Below are 15255 nucleotides of genomic sequence, written 5' to 3'. Positions count from 1 at the left end.
TCCAAAGGGCGAACCCAACCGGAAGGGCCTGTTTCGCTGGCTCTGGCGGCACTACCTGAAACGCTACGCCGGGCTGATGGCGCTGGCGATGGTTTTCATGTCCATCGAAGGCAGCATGTTCGGCCTGCTCAGCTACATGATGAAGCCGATGTTCGACGATGTCTTTGTCGGCGGCAATTCGGATGCGCTGGTCTGGGTCGGACTGGCGGTCATGGCGATCTTTTTCGTGCGGGCCGTGGCCAGCGTGGTGCAGAAGGTGCTGCTGACTCGGGTCTCGCAGATGTCGATGGGCGACATTCGGCAGGACCTGCTGGAACACCTGATGCGGCTGGATCCCGGGTTTCACCAGGAACACGGACCGGGCTACCTGATCCAGCGGGTCGAAGGCGACGTGAACGCGATTGCCAAGGTCTGGAGCACGCTGGTCACCGGCGCTGGCCGCGACGTCGTCGCGCTGATCTCGCTGTTCGGCGTGGCGTTGGCGATCGACTGGCGCTGGACGCTGGTCGCACTGATCGGCGCACCGCTTCTGGTCTTTCCCTCGGTGCTGCTGCAACGGTTCGTGCGAGGGAACGCGCGCGAGGTCCGCGATATCGCCGCGCGCCTGTCGACCCGTCTGAACGAGGTCTTTCACGGCATCACACCGGTCAAGCTCAACCGGCTGGAAGGCTGGATGGCGGGGAAATACCGCCACCTGACGCGGGCCCGCATCCGGGTCGAGACACGCAGCGCCGCCGGGCAGGCCTCTCTGCCCGGGTTGATAGACCTGATGTCGGGGATCGGCTTTGTCGGCGTGCTGTGGTTCGGCGGCGGAGAGATCCTGGCCGGCGAAAAGACCGTAGGCGATTTCATGGCCTTCTTCACGGCCATCGGCCTGGCGTTTGAACCCCTGCGTCGCCTCGGTGCCGTGTCCGGCGTCTGGCAGGTGGCCGCCGCCTCGATCGAGCGGATCATCGAGATGCTGAACACGCAGCCCGCCATGCGCGACCCGGACAGCCCCCTGCCCCGGCCCGTCGGCGTGCCCGGGATCACCCTGCGGGACGTGGACCTCAGCTATGGCGAGGCGCAGGTTTTGCGCGGCATGACGCTTGAGGCGGCGCCGGGGCAGACCACGGCGCTGGTCGGGGCCTCCGGTGCGGGGAAATCGACGGTCTTCAACCTGCTGACACGCATGGCCGACCCGCAGGCGGGCGCGGTGGAAATAGGTGGCGTGCCGGTGGCCTCCCTGCGGCTAGCGGATCTGCGCGGCATGATCTCTGTCGTCAGCCAGGAGGCGCTGCTTTTCGACGAAAGCCTGCGCGACAACATCGTCCTGGACCGCGAGGTGCCCGAGGCGGACCTGCAGCAGGCCCTGGATGCGGCGCATGTCTCGGACTTCCTGCCGCGGCTGGAAGCGGGGCTGGACACACAGGTCGGCACGCGCGGTTCTCGCCTGTCCGGTGGCCAGCGCCAGCGTGTCGCCATCGCCCGGGCCTTGCTGCGTGACACGCCCGTGCTGCTTCTGGACGAGGCGACAAGCGCGCTGGACGCCCAGTCCGAGGCCGTGGTGCAGGCGGCATTGGAACGCCTGTCCGAGGGGCGCACGACGCTGGTGATCGCACACCGGCTGTCGACCGTGCGCAACGCCGACCGGATCGTTGTCATGGAAGCGGGCCGGGTCGTCGAGACGGGCACCCACGATGAGCTGATTGCCCGGGGCGGCGCCTATGCCGATCTCTACCGCCTGCAGTTCGACGAGGCAGAGTAAGCCTTTCGCCTACCGCCGGTAACGTCGCGCCAGCCGGGCCACATCGCCCCCCGCGAAATAGCGCGCCAGCGTGCCAAGGTTGTACGCCCCGCGCCGCAACCAGCCCTGGCGGCGGTATTTCTCGGCCGAGGTCACGGCGGTCGCGGGCAAGGCGCGCAGGCGACGTTTCAGGCGCCGGGCCAGGGCCACATCCTCCATCAGGGGCAGGTCCGGATAGCCGCCGACCGCCTCCAACACGTCGCGGTGGATCAGCAAACCCTGGTCGCCATAGGGCAGGCGAAACAACCGCGACCGCAGGTTGGCCCAGCCCGCAACCCAGCGCGGCATGAGTCCGTTCGCATCGAACCGCAGCCTGAAGTGCCAGGCGCCGGGCTGCGTCAGCACGGGCAGTACCGCCTGCGCCCACCCCTCTGCCAGGTGGGTGTCGGCATGGAGAACAAGCAGCCAGTCGGCCTCTGCCGTTGCGATTCCGCGCCCGATCTGCCCCCCGCGCGAAGGCGCGCCGGTCACGATCCGCGCGCCCGCCTGTTCCGCGATGCGCAGGGTCGCATCGCCAGAGCCACCGTCGCTGATCACAAGTTCGCGGATCAGCCCGGCGTGCAACCCTTCTCCAAGACAGCCCAGACAGGCCGGCAGGCCACCATCGGCGTCGAGGGTGGGGATCACAATGGAAATCGGTGCACGCATTGGCCTGTTCGCTTGTTGCCTAGGCGCCTATATGCGACCCAAAGGCAAAAGGAAAAGCGAATGGCAGACGAAAAGCGAAAGCTCCTGCGGGTGCGCGGCGCCGAGGCACGCGACTTCCTTCAGGGATTGGTGACAAACGATGTCTCCGGGCTGGACCGGGGGATGGTCTATACCGCCCTGCTGACGCCACAGGGCAAGTACCTGGCCGATTTCTTCATGGTGCCCGAGGGTGAGAACGTGCTGCTGGATCTGGACGCGGACCAGGCGCCCTCGGTCCTGCAGCGGCTGACCATGTACAAGCTGCGCCGCCCGCTGGAGATCGAGGAAACCGACCTGACCGTCAGCCGGGGCATCGGAGAGCCGCCGGAGGGCGCATTTGCCGATCCCCGCCACCCCTCGCTTGGCTGGCGGGGCTATGCCGGACAGGCGGGCGAAACGGCGGACTGGGAAGCCCTGCGCGTGGCCGCCTGCGTGCCCAGGACCGGTGTCGAGCTGACGCCAGATACCTTCATCCTCGAAGCCGGGTTCGAACGACTGCACGGGGTCGATTTCCGCAAGGGATGTTTCGTGGGCCAGGAAGTCACCGCGCGGATGAAGCACAAGACCGAACTGCGCAAGGGGCTGGTCACGGTCGAGGTCGAGGGCTCCGCGCCCGTGGGCACCGAGATCATGGCCGGCGAGAAAACCGCCGGGACACTTTACACCCAAGCCGAGGGGCGTGGCATCGCCTATCTTCGGTTCGATCGGGCCAAGGATGACATGCGGGCCGGGGATGCCGTGGTGCGCCTGGCGCAATGACCTGGCAGGCCCGCATCGCGCAGGCGCTGGGGGCCGGGGTTGCCAGTGCCATGCCCGTGCAGGGCGGCGACCTCTCGCAGGTGTTCAGGGCCGACCTGGCGGATGGGCGTCGGGTGGCGGTCAAGCTGGGGGCGCTGGTGGGCACCGAGGCCCGAATGCTGACCGCCATGCGGGCAACAGGGGCGGCTGTGCCCCGGGTGATCTGGGCCGGGGACGATCTGCTGTGCCTCGAATGGCTGGAGGAAACGCGGCCCACGCCAGAGGGCTGGCACGCCCTGGGCGTTGCTCTGTCCCGGCTGCACGCCACACAGGCGCCGCGCTATGGCTGGGGCGCGGACTATGCCTTTGGGAAGGTTCGGATCGACAACGCGCCCGGTGACAGCTGGCCCGCGTTCTGGGCCGACCGCAGGCTGATGCCCTTCGTGCCCGATCTGCCCGCCCCGCTGGCACGGCGCATCGAGGCGCTGGCCGCGCGCCTGCCAGAGCATCTGCCCAAGACCCCTGCCCCCGCTCTCTTGCACGGGGATCTCTGGACCGGCAATGCGCTCTTTTCCGGCGACCAAGCCTACCTGATCGACCCCGCCTGCTATCACGGGCATGGCGAGGTCGACCTTACCATGCTGGAGCTTTTCGGGCGGCCAGACGCGGCTTTCTGGACCGGATACAGCGCCTGCGACCCGGGTCGCGAGACACGCCGACCGGTCTACCAGCTCTGGCCCGCGCTGGTGCACCTGTCCCTGTTCGGCGCGGGCTATCGCGGCCTGGTCGAGGGATTGCTGGATCAACTGGGGTCCTGAATCGGCTTTTCGAAGACCTGTACCGCCAGACTGGCCCCCGCCTCCTGCATCATCCCGGCACTGGCTTCGTTGAAGGCATGGACGCGGGTCACCCACGAGGTACAGCCCAGCGCCGCGCTCTCGGCCTCGAACCGGGCGATCAGACGGCGGGCCAGCCCTCGGTGCCGCCAGATCGGCGCGACATAGATATGATCCAGCAGGGCCAGTTTGCGGGCATGTTCCAGCGCGGTCGCGGGCTGGTCGATCACCTGCCACAGCAGGTAGGCGCGCGCGACGCCCTCTGTCCGGTAGACCAGCGCCCGGGCGCCTTCGGCCATCTTGTCCGCGAAAAACCCCTGCAGGTCACCCTGCGGCCCCTCGGTGTGGAACCGTCCCGGCAGGTCGGTGGCATGGTGGGCATTGAGCGCGAACAGCATCTCTGCCAACGCGGGAATGTCCCTGTCGCTTGCGGTGTCGATCATGAAAAAAGCCTCCTGGCATTGCGCCGGAGGCCCTTTCGTCATCGATATGTCACCCCCGGCAGTTTCGGGGGTATGTGCGCGCGGGCCCCGAGGTCAGGCGCGCTCGGAATACTCCATCGTTTCGGTGTTCACGACGATATCCTCGTCCTGCCCGACGAAGGGCGGCACGGTGATGCGCACACCATTGTCCAGCACGGCGGGCTTGAAGCTGTTGGCCGCGGTCTGTCCTTTGACCACCGGCTCTGTCTCGGCGATCTTGCAGACCACCTTTTGCGGCAGCGTCGCGTTCAGCGCCTCGGTGTCGTAGAATTCCACGACGATGGTCATGCCATCCTGCAGGAAGGGGCGGCGTTCGCCAAGGATGTCCGCGGGCAGTTCGACCTGATCGAATGTCTCGGTGTCCATGAAGGTCAGCATGCCGTCACTCTCGTAGAGGAATTGCATGTCCTTCTGTTCCAGGCGCACGCGCTCGACCTTGTCCGCGCTGCGGAAGCGTTCGTTCAGCTTGGACCCATTGCGCAGGTTCTTCATCTCGACCTGGGCAAAGGCGCCGCCCTTGCCGGGTTTGACGTGGTCGACTTTGACCGCGACCCATAGACCGTCGTTATGTTCCAGCACGTTGCCGGGGCGGATTTCGTTACCGTTGATCTTGGGCATGGTCAGAACCGTGGCAAAAGGTTGATGATAAGTTGACGGTTCCTATATCTGGCCTGTTAGCGTCTGGCAAGACAACGTATCTCGTGCTGCACCTGCAGAAAGCCATGCAAGAGGCGCATGGGAGCTATGCCAAATCGGGGTATCCGAATCGGAACGAATGGTCCATAACCCCCGTTACGCCAGAAAACACAAGAGCAATAATCAAAGGTCGAAACATGAAGGATTTCGTTGACAGCACAGCGTTCAACGCAGAGCAAGGCAACCGCGCCCGCAAGCTGTTCGCCGCCGTGGTGCTGGCTGCACTGGACGATGCTATCGCCGACGACAAGAAGTACGGCAATGGCCCTGAACAGATCGCCCGCTGGGCGCGCTCCCGCGATGGCCGCGAAGTGCTGTCCTGCGCCGGGATCGACCCCAATGAACGCGTGGTTTCGGGACTGATGGAATTTGTGGGCAAAGGTGTCCGCACCTCTGTTGCCCTGTCGCGTGAAGAAAGCGAGCGCCGCCATGCGGCGCAGCAGGCCGAAGCCGCCTGACCGGCCCGAGACCATTCAAAGACCTATGAACTGACGCGCCCTTCAAGGGGCGCGTTTTTTCATGGGAGCATGGATGACGTTGCGTGAACTTTTAGAAGGCTCCGCCGCCCGGATGCCGGCGTCAGTCGAAGTCCTGGTTCATCATGACGCGGTGAATTTCACGCCGGACCAGTTTGCGCACATTGCGGGTGATCCGCTCTCCCAATGCGCCCTGCAATTCCCGCCGAACGATATCGGCGACCATGCCTTGCAGCGCTTCCTCGCTCAATTCCGCCAATGCGGCTTGTTCCGTCGTCTCGGCGAGCGACGTGTCGGCGCGGGGCACGTCGGCATCGGTCATTGCATCCGCCGAAGGTTCATCCGGCGTGTGATCTTCCCAATCCAGCGTCTCTGCCGTCTCTGCATGACGAACAAAAGCCGGTTTTGCCTGCGGGTCTTCGGCATCCGAGGTCTCAATCGGCGTCTCTGACGGGTCACCCGATGACAGCCCGGCGTCGGCAGCAGGGTCTTCGGTTTTGTCGGCCACCGGTTCGCCGAACTCCTCGGTGACAGTCTCCAGCGCGGCGGCGGCAATCAACTCCTCGATCACGCTGTCGGTTTCCGGCGTCTCATCCTCCTCGGGCCCGGAGTCCGGAATGACATCCTCGAGCGCAACATCCTCATCCGACGGGTCATCATCGTTTGCCGGCGTCCAGCCCTGCGACTGGCGCTGCAGCATCGCCTCAAGCGTGGCGATCTTGCGTTCCAGCGTATCTTCACCGGCGTCCGCCTCTTCGGTGGCAAGGACGTCGTCGAGGTCCAGCGGCTCGCCGTCTTCTGTCCAATCGGTGTAATCGGCGGCCAGGCCGGGTGCCTCCCCTGCCTCTTCGGCCTCATCGTGATCCCGGAGATTGGTCAGGCTGGCCCGCAGCGCCGCGATCTGTTCCGCTTCTGCGAGGTCCTCTGGCACCGGGTCGTCGGGCAGATCGGTCAAGACAGTCTCGACCACGTCGTCGGGCGCCTCGGACAGGTCGACCGTCGGCACGGCATCCGCCGGTTCCGCGATACGGGTCTCTGCCCAGTCCGCCACTTCGGGCAAGTCCTCGGCCGCATCGTCCTGCCCGAGCACCAGCGTCGCCACGGGCGCGCGTGCCTCATCCTGATCGTCGGGCAGATCCGCCGCATCCATCAGCATCATCGGGGGATCGGGCTGAGGATCTTCCTCGTCCTCCGGTACGCGCAGCGCGGGCGACAGGACCAGACGCTCTGCCGCCTGAGGCGTTGCGCCATGGTGCGGTCGGCCCTCTTCGGACACCAAGCGGCGGATCGAGGACAGCACGTCCTCTATTTCGACGTTCGTTACGGAATTTGACATTGTTCCTGCCACTCTTGCCTCAGGGCAGAGTGTACCTGCAAAGCGGGACTGCACACAACAGATGCGAAAAAAACTACTCTTTTCCCAGCGCCTTCAGGACACGGTCCAGCTCGGCCCCCTGTTTCGACCGGTTGCGCGGCGCTTTCTTGACCAGGTTGTAATAGGCCGACGGGTCGAACGAGGGCACATCCAGGTGCAGCGCCTCGGCGGTCAGCAAGCCCAGAGACGACAGCACCTGATACGAGGCGATGGCCTCGTCCACCTGCGCCCCGACAAGGCTGGCACGGGCGTCAAGCAGTTCCTGTTCGGCATCAAGCACGTCCAGCGTTGTCCGCGCCCCCAGCTTGGCCTCTTCCCGCACGCCACGGAAGGCGACGGTGGCCGCACGCACCTGCTCTTCGAAGGAGGTGCGGTTGGCGCGGGCGACCCGCAGGTTTGCATAGGCCTGACCGACGTTCTGTTCGATCTCGGACAGAACCACATGCAGGCGACCGCGCTGCGCATCCCGGTTGGCCACGGCCTGACGTTCGGCCGAGTCGAGCGCCCCACCGGAATAGATCGGGCCGCTGGCCCCCAGGGTGATCGAACCGCCGTGCGAATAAGCGGAATTGTCGAAATTCTCGGTGACCCCATAACTGCCTTCGAGGCTGACCGTGGGTTTCTTTGCGCCCTTGGCGATCAGGATGGCCAGCTCCGAGGCGGTGACCGCATGTTGTTGGGCAATCAGCTCCGGGTGCTGGTACAGCGCCTGTTTCTTGGCCTCTGCCACGCTGGCGGGCAACTTGGGCAGCGACCGCGGGTTGACCAGGTTGCGCGGCTTGACCCCGACGGCGGCGAGATACTCCTCACCTGCGACGATCAGATCCCCCTGCGCGGCGGCCAGCGCGGCACGGGCCTGTGCCAGGCGTGCCTCGGCCAGGGCCACGTCGGTCCGCGTCACCTCGCCCACATCGAAACGGTCACGGGCGGCGCGCAATTCCTGCTGGATCACGCGCACGTTGTTCTGACGCAAAGCCGTGGTCTCGCCAAAACGGCGAATGTTCATGAAGGCCGCGGCGGCGCGCAGCAGCACCTGCTGTTCGATCGCGACCAGTTGTGCGCGGGTTGCCAGAACCTGTTCCTTGGCGGCGTCGAGGCCCAGCTTGTTGCGGCCCCCGGCATACAGAACGATTTCGGCGATCAGGTTGATGCTGGCGGTCTGGTTGATCCGACCGCTTTCCACAAAGACGCCGAAGGTATTTGTACCACCACTGTAGCCATATTCGCGGCGGATGTTTCCGGTCCAGCGCAGCACCGGGCGCAGTTCGGCCAAGGCCTGGGCGACATCCTCGTCCGCGGCACGCAGGGTGGCCCGGTTCTGATCCAGCAGCCCGCTGTTCATGTAGGCCGCAGTCAGCGCTTCTGCGAGCGTTTCGGCCCAGGAAGGTGTTGCCAAGGCCGCCACCAGCGCGATGCCCGCAGCGCCCTGAAAAAATGTTCTGCGAATCCTGCCCAGCACCGTTATCCCCACTGTCCGTCAACCCCGACCGATCCGCCCATCCAGACTAGAGAGCGAATTCAGCCTTTTTCTCAAAACCCTGAATAACGGGCGCCGTGCCGTTGAAGGCAAAGCGCCAGTTGATATGGCCGTCCAGCTTGTGCCCGATCTTCACCGTGCCCAACGCGTTTTCCATGGAGATGACCGCGATGCGCCCCCCATCCTTGAGCTGCGCCTCCAGCCCCTCGGGCAGAACCTCGACGCCGCCTTCGATCACGATAGCGTCGTAGGGCCCGTGTTCCGCGGCACCTTCGGTGAGAGCACCGGGCTGCAATACGACATTGTCCGCATGGTGTTCCGTCAGCAGCGCCTGAGCCTCATCGACGAGGCTTTCATCCTCTTCGAGCGCGACGACAGCCTCGGCGATATGCGCGATGACGGCAGAGGAGTAGCCGTAGCCCGCGCCGATATCCAGAACGAGATCCGCATTGGTCAGGTTCAGCGCATCCAGGATCTTGGCAAAGACACGCGGATCCAGCAGGACACGTCCCTCCCCGAGGTCCACATGCTCGCTGGCATAGGCGGCCTCGATACGGTCGCTGGGCACAAAGGCCTCACGCGGGACGCTCAACATTGCGTCGATGATCGGGAATTCCGTGACGTCCGACGGGCGTACCTGTGTATCGACCATCATCCGGCGGCGGGTGGCGAAGTCAGTCATGCACTAAACTCTTTCGTTCAGAAGCTTGAGAAAGGTTGTGCCACAACTGCCGTGTAGCGGCAATGACCCAAGCCACCAAACTTTGCGAATGTGACCGCATGACCCGCCGGGAGATCGTTTGAGATATCTGCTTGACGCCCACGACCGTACCGCCTAATCAGACGGCCACTCTGGCGAGTTGGCGGAGTGGTGACGCAGCGGATTGCAAATCCGTGTACACCGGTTCGATTCCGGTACTCGCCTCCATTTACTTTCAATCACTTAGACAAACAGACAGGCGGCAGGATACTGCCGGCCAAAGATTTTGCTTTTATTCCGCTCTCATTCTCTGCGCTTCAATCGCCCTGACCTTCTGGCGCACCTTCTTGGTGTAGTGCAGGACCATCGCCAGGCTTTGGCCCGTCACGGATGCCACCAGGTCACCGCCGCAGCCTGCCTCGACCAGCTCGCAGGCCGCATTGTAGCAAAAGCTACGAACATCACAGTCCTGCGCACCGATACGGCCCCCAATAGCTGCGCGGCAAAGTCCGGGAGTACGTAGCGGGGCCTGCGGAATCCGCGCGGCGGCGAACCCCGATGTGCGCCTCTATCCCGCCTCCAGCCCGAGCAGCTCTGTCAGTTTTCGGGCCAGCGCCTTTTCGGTCATTGCGCCCCCGATTTCCTGGTTGTCCAATGCCCCGATGATGGCACGCGTCTCATCATCGATGGGTGAGAAAAAGCCGTTTTCCGAGGTCGCCAGGACAAAGCGACGGGAAAAGGAATTGCCCCGGATCTCTCCCAGCATCTGCAATTGGCGCCCGTTGGACTTGTCCGCCAGCACCACGCGGTTGTTCAGGCTGACCTTGACGTAGGGCTCTGGCACCTCGCTTTTCGAAGGCGCCTTGAGATCGTGGATCATCAGTCCTTCGGGCTTTGGCTCTTCGCGGCGGCGGGCCTGGTCCTGCTTCATCTTGGTGAAGCCGCCGTTGCTGATCGTGTCGGCCAGCCGCCGAATGGTGCCAGCGTTGTCCTGCAACAGTTTCCTGGCCTTGACGTCCTCGGGACGTGGGCCGTCGCGCTTTGAAAAGATATCCATCGGTGGTCCTCCCTCTGTGTCGGGGGACCGACACACTGGCCGGTCCCCCTTTTTATGCCTCAGGCCAGGTCGAAACGATCCGCGTTCATGACCTTCACCCAGGCGGCGATAAAATCGGCGACGAAGTGATCCTCGTTGCCGCCGCTGGCGTAGTATTCGCTCAGCGCCCTCAGCTGCGAGTTCGAGCCAAAGACAAGATCCACGCGCGACCCGGTCCATTTCTTCGCCCCGCTCGCACGGTCGCAGCCTTCGAACACCCGTTCCGACGTATCGACCGGCAACCACTCGGTGGTCATGTCCAGGATGTTGCGGAAGAAGTCATTGCCCAGCACGCCCGGGCGGTCCGTCAGAACGCCGGTATCCGAGGACTGGTAAGTCGCGCCCAGCACGCGAAGCCCGCCGACAAGCACGGTCATTTCCGGCGCGCTCAGCCCCAGCAGCTGCGCCCTGTCCACCAGAAGCGCCTCTGCCGGGTAGGTAAAGGCGGTCTTCTCGTAGTTGCGGAACCCGTCCGTGGCCGGTTCCATCGGTTCGAACGATGCCGCGTCGGTCTGGTCTGCGCTGGCATCGGTGCGGCCCGGCGTAAAGGGCACACGAACGTCACGCCCACCGTCACGGGCCGCCTTTTCGATGGCGGCAGTCCCGCCCAGAACGATCAGGTCGGCAAGCGAAACCATCTTGCCCCCGGACGCGCCCCGGTTGAATGCGGTGCGAATGCCGTCAAGAACCTCCAGCACGCGGGACAGCCGGGCCGGTTCGTTCGCCTCCCAGTCCTTCTGCGGGGCAAGGCGGATACGCGCCCCATTGGCGCCGCCGCGCTTGTCCGAGCGGCGGAAGGTCGAAGCCGAGGCCCAGGCCGTCCAGACCAGATCGGCCACCGACAGGCCCGAGCCGAGGATCTGTTCCTTCAGATTGGCGATATCGTCGTGGTCGATCAGGACGTGATCCACCGGCGGCACCGGGTCCTGCCAGATCAGGTCCTCGGCAGGGACTTCCTTGCCCAGGTAGCAGGCCTTCGGTCCCATGTCGCGGTGGGTCAACTTGAACCAGGCGCGCGCAAAAGCCTCGGCAAAATCCTCGGGGTTCTCGTGGAACCGCTTGGAAATCGGACCATAGATCGGGTCCATGCGCATGGCCATGTCAGCGGTGGTCATCATCACCGGCACCTTGGCGACCGAGGCATCGACCTGCGGCGCGTGGTCCTCGTCCGCCAGCCCCTTGGCGTGCCAGATGTGGGCACCTGCCGGGCTCTTGGTCAGTTCCCAGTCATAGCCGAAAAGAACATCGAAATATCCGTTGTCCCATTGTGTCGGGTTCGCCGTCCACGGCCCCTCGATCCCCGAGGTCGTGGTGTCCACGCCCTTTCCGCTCTTGTGCGCGTTCTTCCAGCCAAAGCCCATTTCCTGCAGGGCGGCGGCCTCGGGTTCCGCGCCCACAAGTGCGGGATCACCCGCGCCATGCGCCTTGCCAAAGGTGTGCCCGCCCGCGACCAGTGCCACGGTTTCCTCGTCATCCATCGCCATCCGGCCAAAAGTGTCGCGGATATCGCGGCCCGAGGCGAGCGGATCGGGATTGCCGTTCGGCCCTTCGGGGTTGACGTAGATCAGCCCCATCTGCACGGCGGCCAGCGGGTTCGCCAGATCGCGGTCACCGGAATAGCGGCTGTCGCCCAACCACTCGGTCTCTGCCCCCCAATAAATGTCCTCTTCGGGCGCCCAGACATCCTCGCGCCCGCCAGCGAAACCGAAGGTGCGGCCACCCATGCTCTCGATGGCGACGTTTCCGGCCAGGATCATCAGGTCGGCCCAGGAAATCGCGTTGCCGTATTTTTCCTTGATCGGCCAGAGCAGGCGGCGCGCCTTGTCCAGGTTGCCATTGTCGGGCCAGGAGTTCAGCGGTGCAAAGCGTTGCGTCCCGGTCGAGGCGCCACCGCGCCCGTCCGCCGTGCGGTAGGTGCCCGCGCTGTGCCAGGCCATGCGGATGAAGAAAGGACCGTAGTGGCCATAATCTGCGGGCCACCAATCCTTGCTGTCGGTCATCAGCGCGGTCAGGTCCGCCTTGACCGCATCTAGGTCCAGCGCCTTAAACGCTTCGGCATAGTCAAAGCCCTCGGGCGCCGGGTCGGCCACGGGCTGATGCTGGTGCAGGATCGACAGGTTGAGCTGGTTCGGCCACCATTCCCTGTTGCCCGTGCCCGCCACGTTGGTTGCCCCGTGCATCACGGGGCACTGCCCCGCCTGACGCATGTCGTTTCCGTCCATCATTTTCTCCCTCGTTCGGAATTCTGTTGCTTTGCCGCCCCCGCGTGCCCGGGTGACGTCGCGGCGGCCCACTCTGCGCGGGCCGCCGAAACCGTGGTCGCCTGCGATCAGATGTTCTGCCGGCCCATCTCAGCAGCGATGAAATCCGCCTGCCGGATCGCCAGCGCCACGATGGTCAGCGTCGGGTTTTCCGACGCGCCGGTGGTGAACTGGCTGCCATCCGAGACAAAGAGATTGGCAATGTCATGCGACTGGCCATGTGCATTCACGACCCCGTCCTGCGCATTGGCCGACATCCGGTTGGTGCCCAGGTTATGCGTCGACGGATAGGGCGGCGTCGGGAAGACCCGTGTCGCGCCCACCGCGTCGTAGATCGCCATGCCCTGCTTGTAGGCATGGTCGCGCATCGCGATGTCGTTGGCGTGGTCATCGAAATGGACGTTGACCACCGGCAGGCCGTTGGCGTCCTTCACGTCGCTGTTCAGGGTCACGCGGTTTGTTTCCTGTGGCATGTCCTCGCCCACGATCCACATGCCGGCCATGTTCTCGTAGTGGTCCAAAGCGGTGGTGAACTCGCGCCCCCAGGCGCCCGGATCGAGGAAGGCCGCCATGAAGGGCAGACCCAGCGAGAGCGTCTCCAGCTCATACCCGCCGACAAACCCGCGCGAGGGATCGTGGCGTGCCTCGTCCTGGATGATGCCGGCCATCGTGGTGCCGCGCCACATCCGCACCGGCTGGTCAAAGACCGCGTAGACCGATCCAGTGGTGTGCCGCATATAGTTGCGCCCCACCTGCCCCGAACTGTTGGCCAGCCCGTCCGGGAACATCGACGAGGCCGAGTTGAGCAGCAGCCGCGGGCTTTCGAAAGAGTTGCCCGCGACGCAGACAACCCGCGCCTTCTGCAGCTGCAGATTGCCGTCCGCGTCGAAATACTCGACCCCGGTCACCTTGCCGTCGTCGTCATGCAGGATACGCGCCGCGTGGCAGTTCTCGCGCACTTCGAGGTTGCCGGTCGCCTCGCCGCGCGGGATGTCCGTATAGGCCGAGGACCACTTGGCCCCCCACTTGCAGCCCTGAAAACAGAAACCCGTTTGCTGGCAGGCCATCCGGCCGTCATTTTCGGCCGAGTTGATCGCCATGCGCCCGGTGTGGACCTCTTCATAGCCCAGAGCGCGCGCGCCCTTTTCAAAGACCTTGAAGTTGTTGTTGCCCGGCAGACCCGCGCGGCCATTGGTGCGGGTCACACCCAGCTTGTCCTCGGCCTTGGTGTAGTAATCGTCCATCTCGCGCGGATCGATCGGCCAATCCAGCAGGTTGGCCCCCGCCACCTCGCCATAGGTGGTTTTTGCCTTCCACTCATGGTCCTGGAACCGCAGGCTGGCCCCCGCCCAATGGGTCGTGGTGCCGCCGACCGCCTTGACGATCCATGCGGGTAAGCCGCTGAAATCCTTGGCCACCCGCCAGTCGCCGGAGGTGGTGCGCGGGTCGGTCCAGGCCAGCTGGCCAAAGCTGGCCCATTCATCGTTGATGTAATCGTCCGGCAGATAGCGCCCGCCCGCTTCCAGCGCGACGACGGACACGCCCTTCTGGGCCAGTTCATTGGCCAGGACGCCGCCGCCCGCGCCGGTGCCGATGATGACGACAACCCCGTCGTCGGTCAGGTCAAATGGTGCAGTCATTGCTCTTGCCCCCTCAAAGCCAGTTGATGTCGTCGAAACCGCGATACAGGTAGCCGCCTTCGGAGTAGCTCTCGCCCTCGTAGCCGAAGATCGGCCAGACGGCCTTCTGGTTATAAAGCCCGGTCACAAGCCCGCCGCGGACCTGCTGGAAAAAGGCGCTGTCCTCGATGCCGCGCAGTACCGCGACACGGTCGCGTTCCCAGCCGATGTCGAGGTAGCCGGAATGCCCCGTGGCCTGCGCCGCCTCGTTCAGCATGGCGACACCCGCCTCGATGGCCGGAGCGGCCTCGGCGGTGTCATAGCCCTTGACCGCCAGCGCGTAGAACCGATCGGCCACCTGGTCATGCGGGTAGATATCCCGCGCCATCTGGATCAGCACCGCCATCGTCCCGGGCGCCAGGTGATCCACCTCCATCGCCCAGTTCTCGGCCTCTGCCCGACCGGCGACAAAGCCCGCGCCGATGGCAAAGCTGGCGCCAAGCGCCGCGCTTTGCGACAGCAACTGGCGGCGTGTCAGGGTTTTCATTGTGTTGGACATCGTCTCTCCTCCTCCTTGGATGCGGGTCACTGGAAACGGCCGCCGCGCTGAAGCACTTCGATCTGGTAGCCGTCGGGATCGGCCACGAAGAAGAAGCGGGCGAAGGGCTTGCCGTCGTAGTCAAAGCTGACCAGTTTGCGCGGCGAGAGACCGGCAGCGGTGAAGCGCGCGTGTTCGGCCTCGACGTCCTCGACGCTGAAAGCCAGGTGGCCATAGCCATTGCCCAGGTCATAGGGGTCGGTTGCGCCCGCGTTGACGGTCAGTTCCAGTTCGAAACCGGTCTCGTCGTTGGACAGGTAGATCAGCGAGAACCCCTCGAAATCGACGCGCTGTGCCACCTCCAGCCCGAATGCCTCGCGGTAAAAGGCGATAGAGCGGTCCGCGTCCAGCACGCGGATCATGGAATGAATTGCCTTGGCCATGTCTGTCCTCGGTATTTGGGTATAAGGGGCCCTGCGGCGTGGCCG

15 protein-coding genes and 1 tRNA gene are annotated in these 15255 nt (G+C 64.7%); 5 read left to right on the top strand and 11 right to left on the bottom strand.

The genetic code is table 11. The annotated features are described in order from the left end of the window. Positions 1-76: 76 nt before the first annotated feature. Positions 77-1747 carry an ABC transporter ATP-binding protein gene (locus tag KZZ07_RS17285; protein WP_219516145.1) on the top strand — a complete coding sequence of 557 codons (1671 nt, stop codon included), beginning with the start codon at positions 77-79 and terminating at the stop codon, positions 1745-1747. A 9-nt stretch (positions 1748-1756) separates the two neighbouring features. Here KZZ07_RS17285 and KZZ07_RS17280 read toward each other — a convergent pair whose 3' ends face one another. Then, complete coding sequence (locus KZZ07_RS17280) at positions 1757-2434, bottom strand: TIGR04283 family arsenosugar biosynthesis glycosyltransferase (protein ID WP_219516061.1); 678 nt, start codon at positions 2432-2434, stop codon at positions 1757-1759. Between the two features lie 60 nt (positions 2435-2494). Here KZZ07_RS17280 and ygfZ point away from each other — a divergent pair, with 60 nt between their 5' ends. Together ygfZ and KZZ07_RS17270 are read left to right on the top strand one after the other, a co-directional pair. Continuing rightward, positions 2495-3232, top strand: a complete 738-nt coding sequence (gene ygfZ, locus KZZ07_RS17275) for a CAF17-like 4Fe-4S cluster assembly/insertion protein YgfZ (protein WP_219516060.1) — start codon at positions 2495-2497, stop codon at positions 3230-3232. Then, a complete protein-coding gene (locus KZZ07_RS17270; protein WP_219516059.1) occupies positions 3229-4029 on the top strand; it encodes a fructosamine kinase family protein in 801 nt (266 codons plus the stop codon). The genes ygfZ and KZZ07_RS17270 overlap by 4 nt, the downstream gene beginning before the upstream one ends. Here KZZ07_RS17270 and KZZ07_RS17265 read toward each other — a convergent pair. Together KZZ07_RS17265 and efp are read right to left on the bottom strand one after the other, a co-directional pair. After that, complete coding sequence (locus KZZ07_RS17265; protein WP_219516058.1) at positions 4014-4490, bottom strand: GNAT family N-acetyltransferase; 477 nt, start codon at positions 4488-4490, stop codon at positions 4014-4016. The two genes, KZZ07_RS17270 and KZZ07_RS17265, sit on opposite strands and share 16 nt — an antisense overlap. A 93-nt stretch (positions 4491-4583) precedes the next feature. Further along, on the bottom strand, positions 4584-5147 hold the full coding sequence (gene efp, locus KZZ07_RS17260) for an elongation factor P (RefSeq protein WP_219516057.1): 564 nt from the start codon (positions 5145-5147) through the stop codon (positions 4584-4586). A gap of 215 nt (positions 5148-5362) precedes the next feature. Between efp and KZZ07_RS17255 the strand changes: the two genes are divergently transcribed. Further along, positions 5363-5683, top strand: a complete 321-nt coding sequence (locus KZZ07_RS17255; protein ID WP_043146277.1) for a DUF6280 family protein — start codon at positions 5363-5365, stop codon at positions 5681-5683. Between the two features lie 121 nt (positions 5684-5804). Here the strand turns inward: KZZ07_RS17255 and KZZ07_RS17250 are convergent, their stop codons facing one another. The 3 genes from KZZ07_RS17250 to KZZ07_RS17240 form a co-directional block, all read right to left on the bottom strand. Further along, positions 5805-7037: a hypothetical protein gene (locus tag KZZ07_RS17250; RefSeq protein WP_219516056.1), complete on the bottom strand. Its 1233-nt coding sequence runs from the start codon at positions 7035-7037 to the stop codon at positions 5805-5807. Positions 7038-7110: 73 nt separating this feature from the next. Further along, the gene (locus KZZ07_RS17245) at positions 7111-8481 is read right to left on the bottom strand and encodes a TolC family outer membrane protein (RefSeq protein WP_367181439.1); all 1371 of its coding nucleotides are present in this window, start codon (positions 8479-8481) and stop codon (positions 7111-7113) included. Positions 8482-8581: 100 nt separating this feature from the next. Then, a complete protein-coding gene (locus tag KZZ07_RS17240) occupies positions 8582-9235 on the bottom strand; it encodes a protein-L-isoaspartate O-methyltransferase family protein (protein WP_219516055.1) in 654 nt (217 codons plus the stop codon). A 172-nt stretch (positions 9236-9407) separates the two neighbouring features. Between KZZ07_RS17240 and KZZ07_RS17235 the strand changes: the two genes are divergently transcribed. Continuing rightward, a tRNA-Cys gene (locus tag KZZ07_RS17235) sits at positions 9408-9481 on the top strand. 340 nt (positions 9482-9821) lie between these two features. Here the strand turns inward: KZZ07_RS17235 and KZZ07_RS17230 are convergent. The 5 genes from KZZ07_RS17230 to KZZ07_RS17210 form a co-directional block, all read right to left on the bottom strand. After that, positions 9822-10310, bottom strand: coding sequence for a hypothetical protein (locus tag KZZ07_RS17230; protein ID WP_219516054.1), 489 nt, complete (start codon positions 10308-10310; stop codon positions 9822-9824). A gap of 59 nt (positions 10311-10369) precedes the next feature. Beyond that, positions 10370-12571 (bottom strand): catalase/peroxidase HPI, encoded by a 2202-nt coding sequence (gene katG / locus KZZ07_RS17225; protein WP_219516143.1) that lies wholly within the window; start codon positions 12569-12571, stop codon positions 10370-10372. Between the two features lie 107 nt (positions 12572-12678). Continuing rightward, a complete protein-coding gene (locus KZZ07_RS17220) occupies positions 12679-14250 on the bottom strand; it encodes a GMC family oxidoreductase (RefSeq protein WP_219516052.1) in 1572 nt (523 codons plus the stop codon). Between the two features lie 13 nt (positions 14251-14263). After that, complete coding sequence (locus KZZ07_RS17215; protein ID WP_219516051.1) at positions 14264-14788, bottom strand: twin-arginine translocation signal domain-containing protein; 525 nt, start codon at positions 14786-14788, stop codon at positions 14264-14266. Positions 14789-14814: 26 nt separating this feature from the next. Next, entirely contained in the window at positions 14815-15210 is a 396-nt protein-coding gene (locus KZZ07_RS17210) for a VOC family protein (protein WP_219516050.1), read from the bottom strand. Positions 15211-15255: the final 45 nt, after the last annotated feature.

The sequence above is a fragment of the Mameliella sp. CS4 genome (assembly GCF_019392335.1).
In the GTDB taxonomy this organism is placed as follows: Bacteria; Pseudomonadota; Alphaproteobacteria; order Rhodobacterales; family Rhodobacteraceae; genus Antarctobacter.
Note: the sequence above shows the minus strand (reverse complement) of the source record. Positions and strands in the feature narration are given on the sequence as shown.

Coding starts and splice junctions, on each gene's coding strand:
- KZZ07_RS17210 (WP_219516050.1), bottom strand. CDS start 15,210: ATGGCCAAGGCAATTCATTCCATGATCCGCGTGCTGGACGCGGACCGC.
- KZZ07_RS17255 (WP_043146277.1), top strand. CDS start 5,363: ATGAAGGATTTCGTTGACAGCACAGCGTTCAACGCAGAGCAAGGCAAC.
- KZZ07_RS17265 (WP_219516058.1), bottom strand. CDS start 4,490: ATGATCGACACCGCAAGCGACAGGGACATTCCCGCGTTGGCAGAGATG.
- KZZ07_RS17215 (WP_219516051.1), bottom strand. CDS start 14,788: ATGTCCAACACAATGAAAACCCTGACACGCCGCCAGTTGCTGTCGCAA.
- efp (WP_219516057.1), bottom strand. CDS start 5,147: ATGCCCAAGATCAACGGTAACGAAATCCGCCCCGGCAACGTGCTGGAA.
- KZZ07_RS17220 (WP_219516052.1), bottom strand. CDS start 14,250: ATGACTGCACCATTTGACCTGACCGACGACGGGGTTGTCGTCATCATC.
- KZZ07_RS17230 (WP_219516054.1), bottom strand. CDS start 10,310: ATGGATATCTTTTCAAAGCGCGACGGCCCACGTCCCGAGGACGTCAAG.
- KZZ07_RS17280 (WP_219516061.1), bottom strand. CDS start 2,434: ATGCGTGCACCGATTTCCATTGTGATCCCCACCCTCGACGCCGATGGT.
- ygfZ (WP_219516060.1), top strand. CDS start 2,495: ATGGCAGACGAAAAGCGAAAGCTCCTGCGGGTGCGCGGCGCCGAGGCA.
- KZZ07_RS17270 (WP_219516059.1), top strand. CDS start 3,229: ATGACCTGGCAGGCCCGCATCGCGCAGGCGCTGGGGGCCGGGGTTGCC.
- KZZ07_RS17240 (WP_219516055.1), bottom strand. CDS start 9,235: ATGACTGACTTCGCCACCCGCCGCCGGATGATGGTCGATACACAGGTA.
- katG (WP_219516143.1), bottom strand. CDS start 12,571: ATGGACGGAAACGACATGCGTCAGGCGGGGCAGTGCCCCGTGATGCAC.
- KZZ07_RS17250 (WP_219516056.1), bottom strand. CDS start 7,037: ATGTCAAATTCCGTAACGAACGTCGAAATAGAGGACGTGCTGTCCTCG.
- KZZ07_RS17285 (WP_219516145.1), top strand. CDS start 77: ATGGCGCTGGCGATGGTTTTCATGTCCATCGAAGGCAGCATGTTCGGC.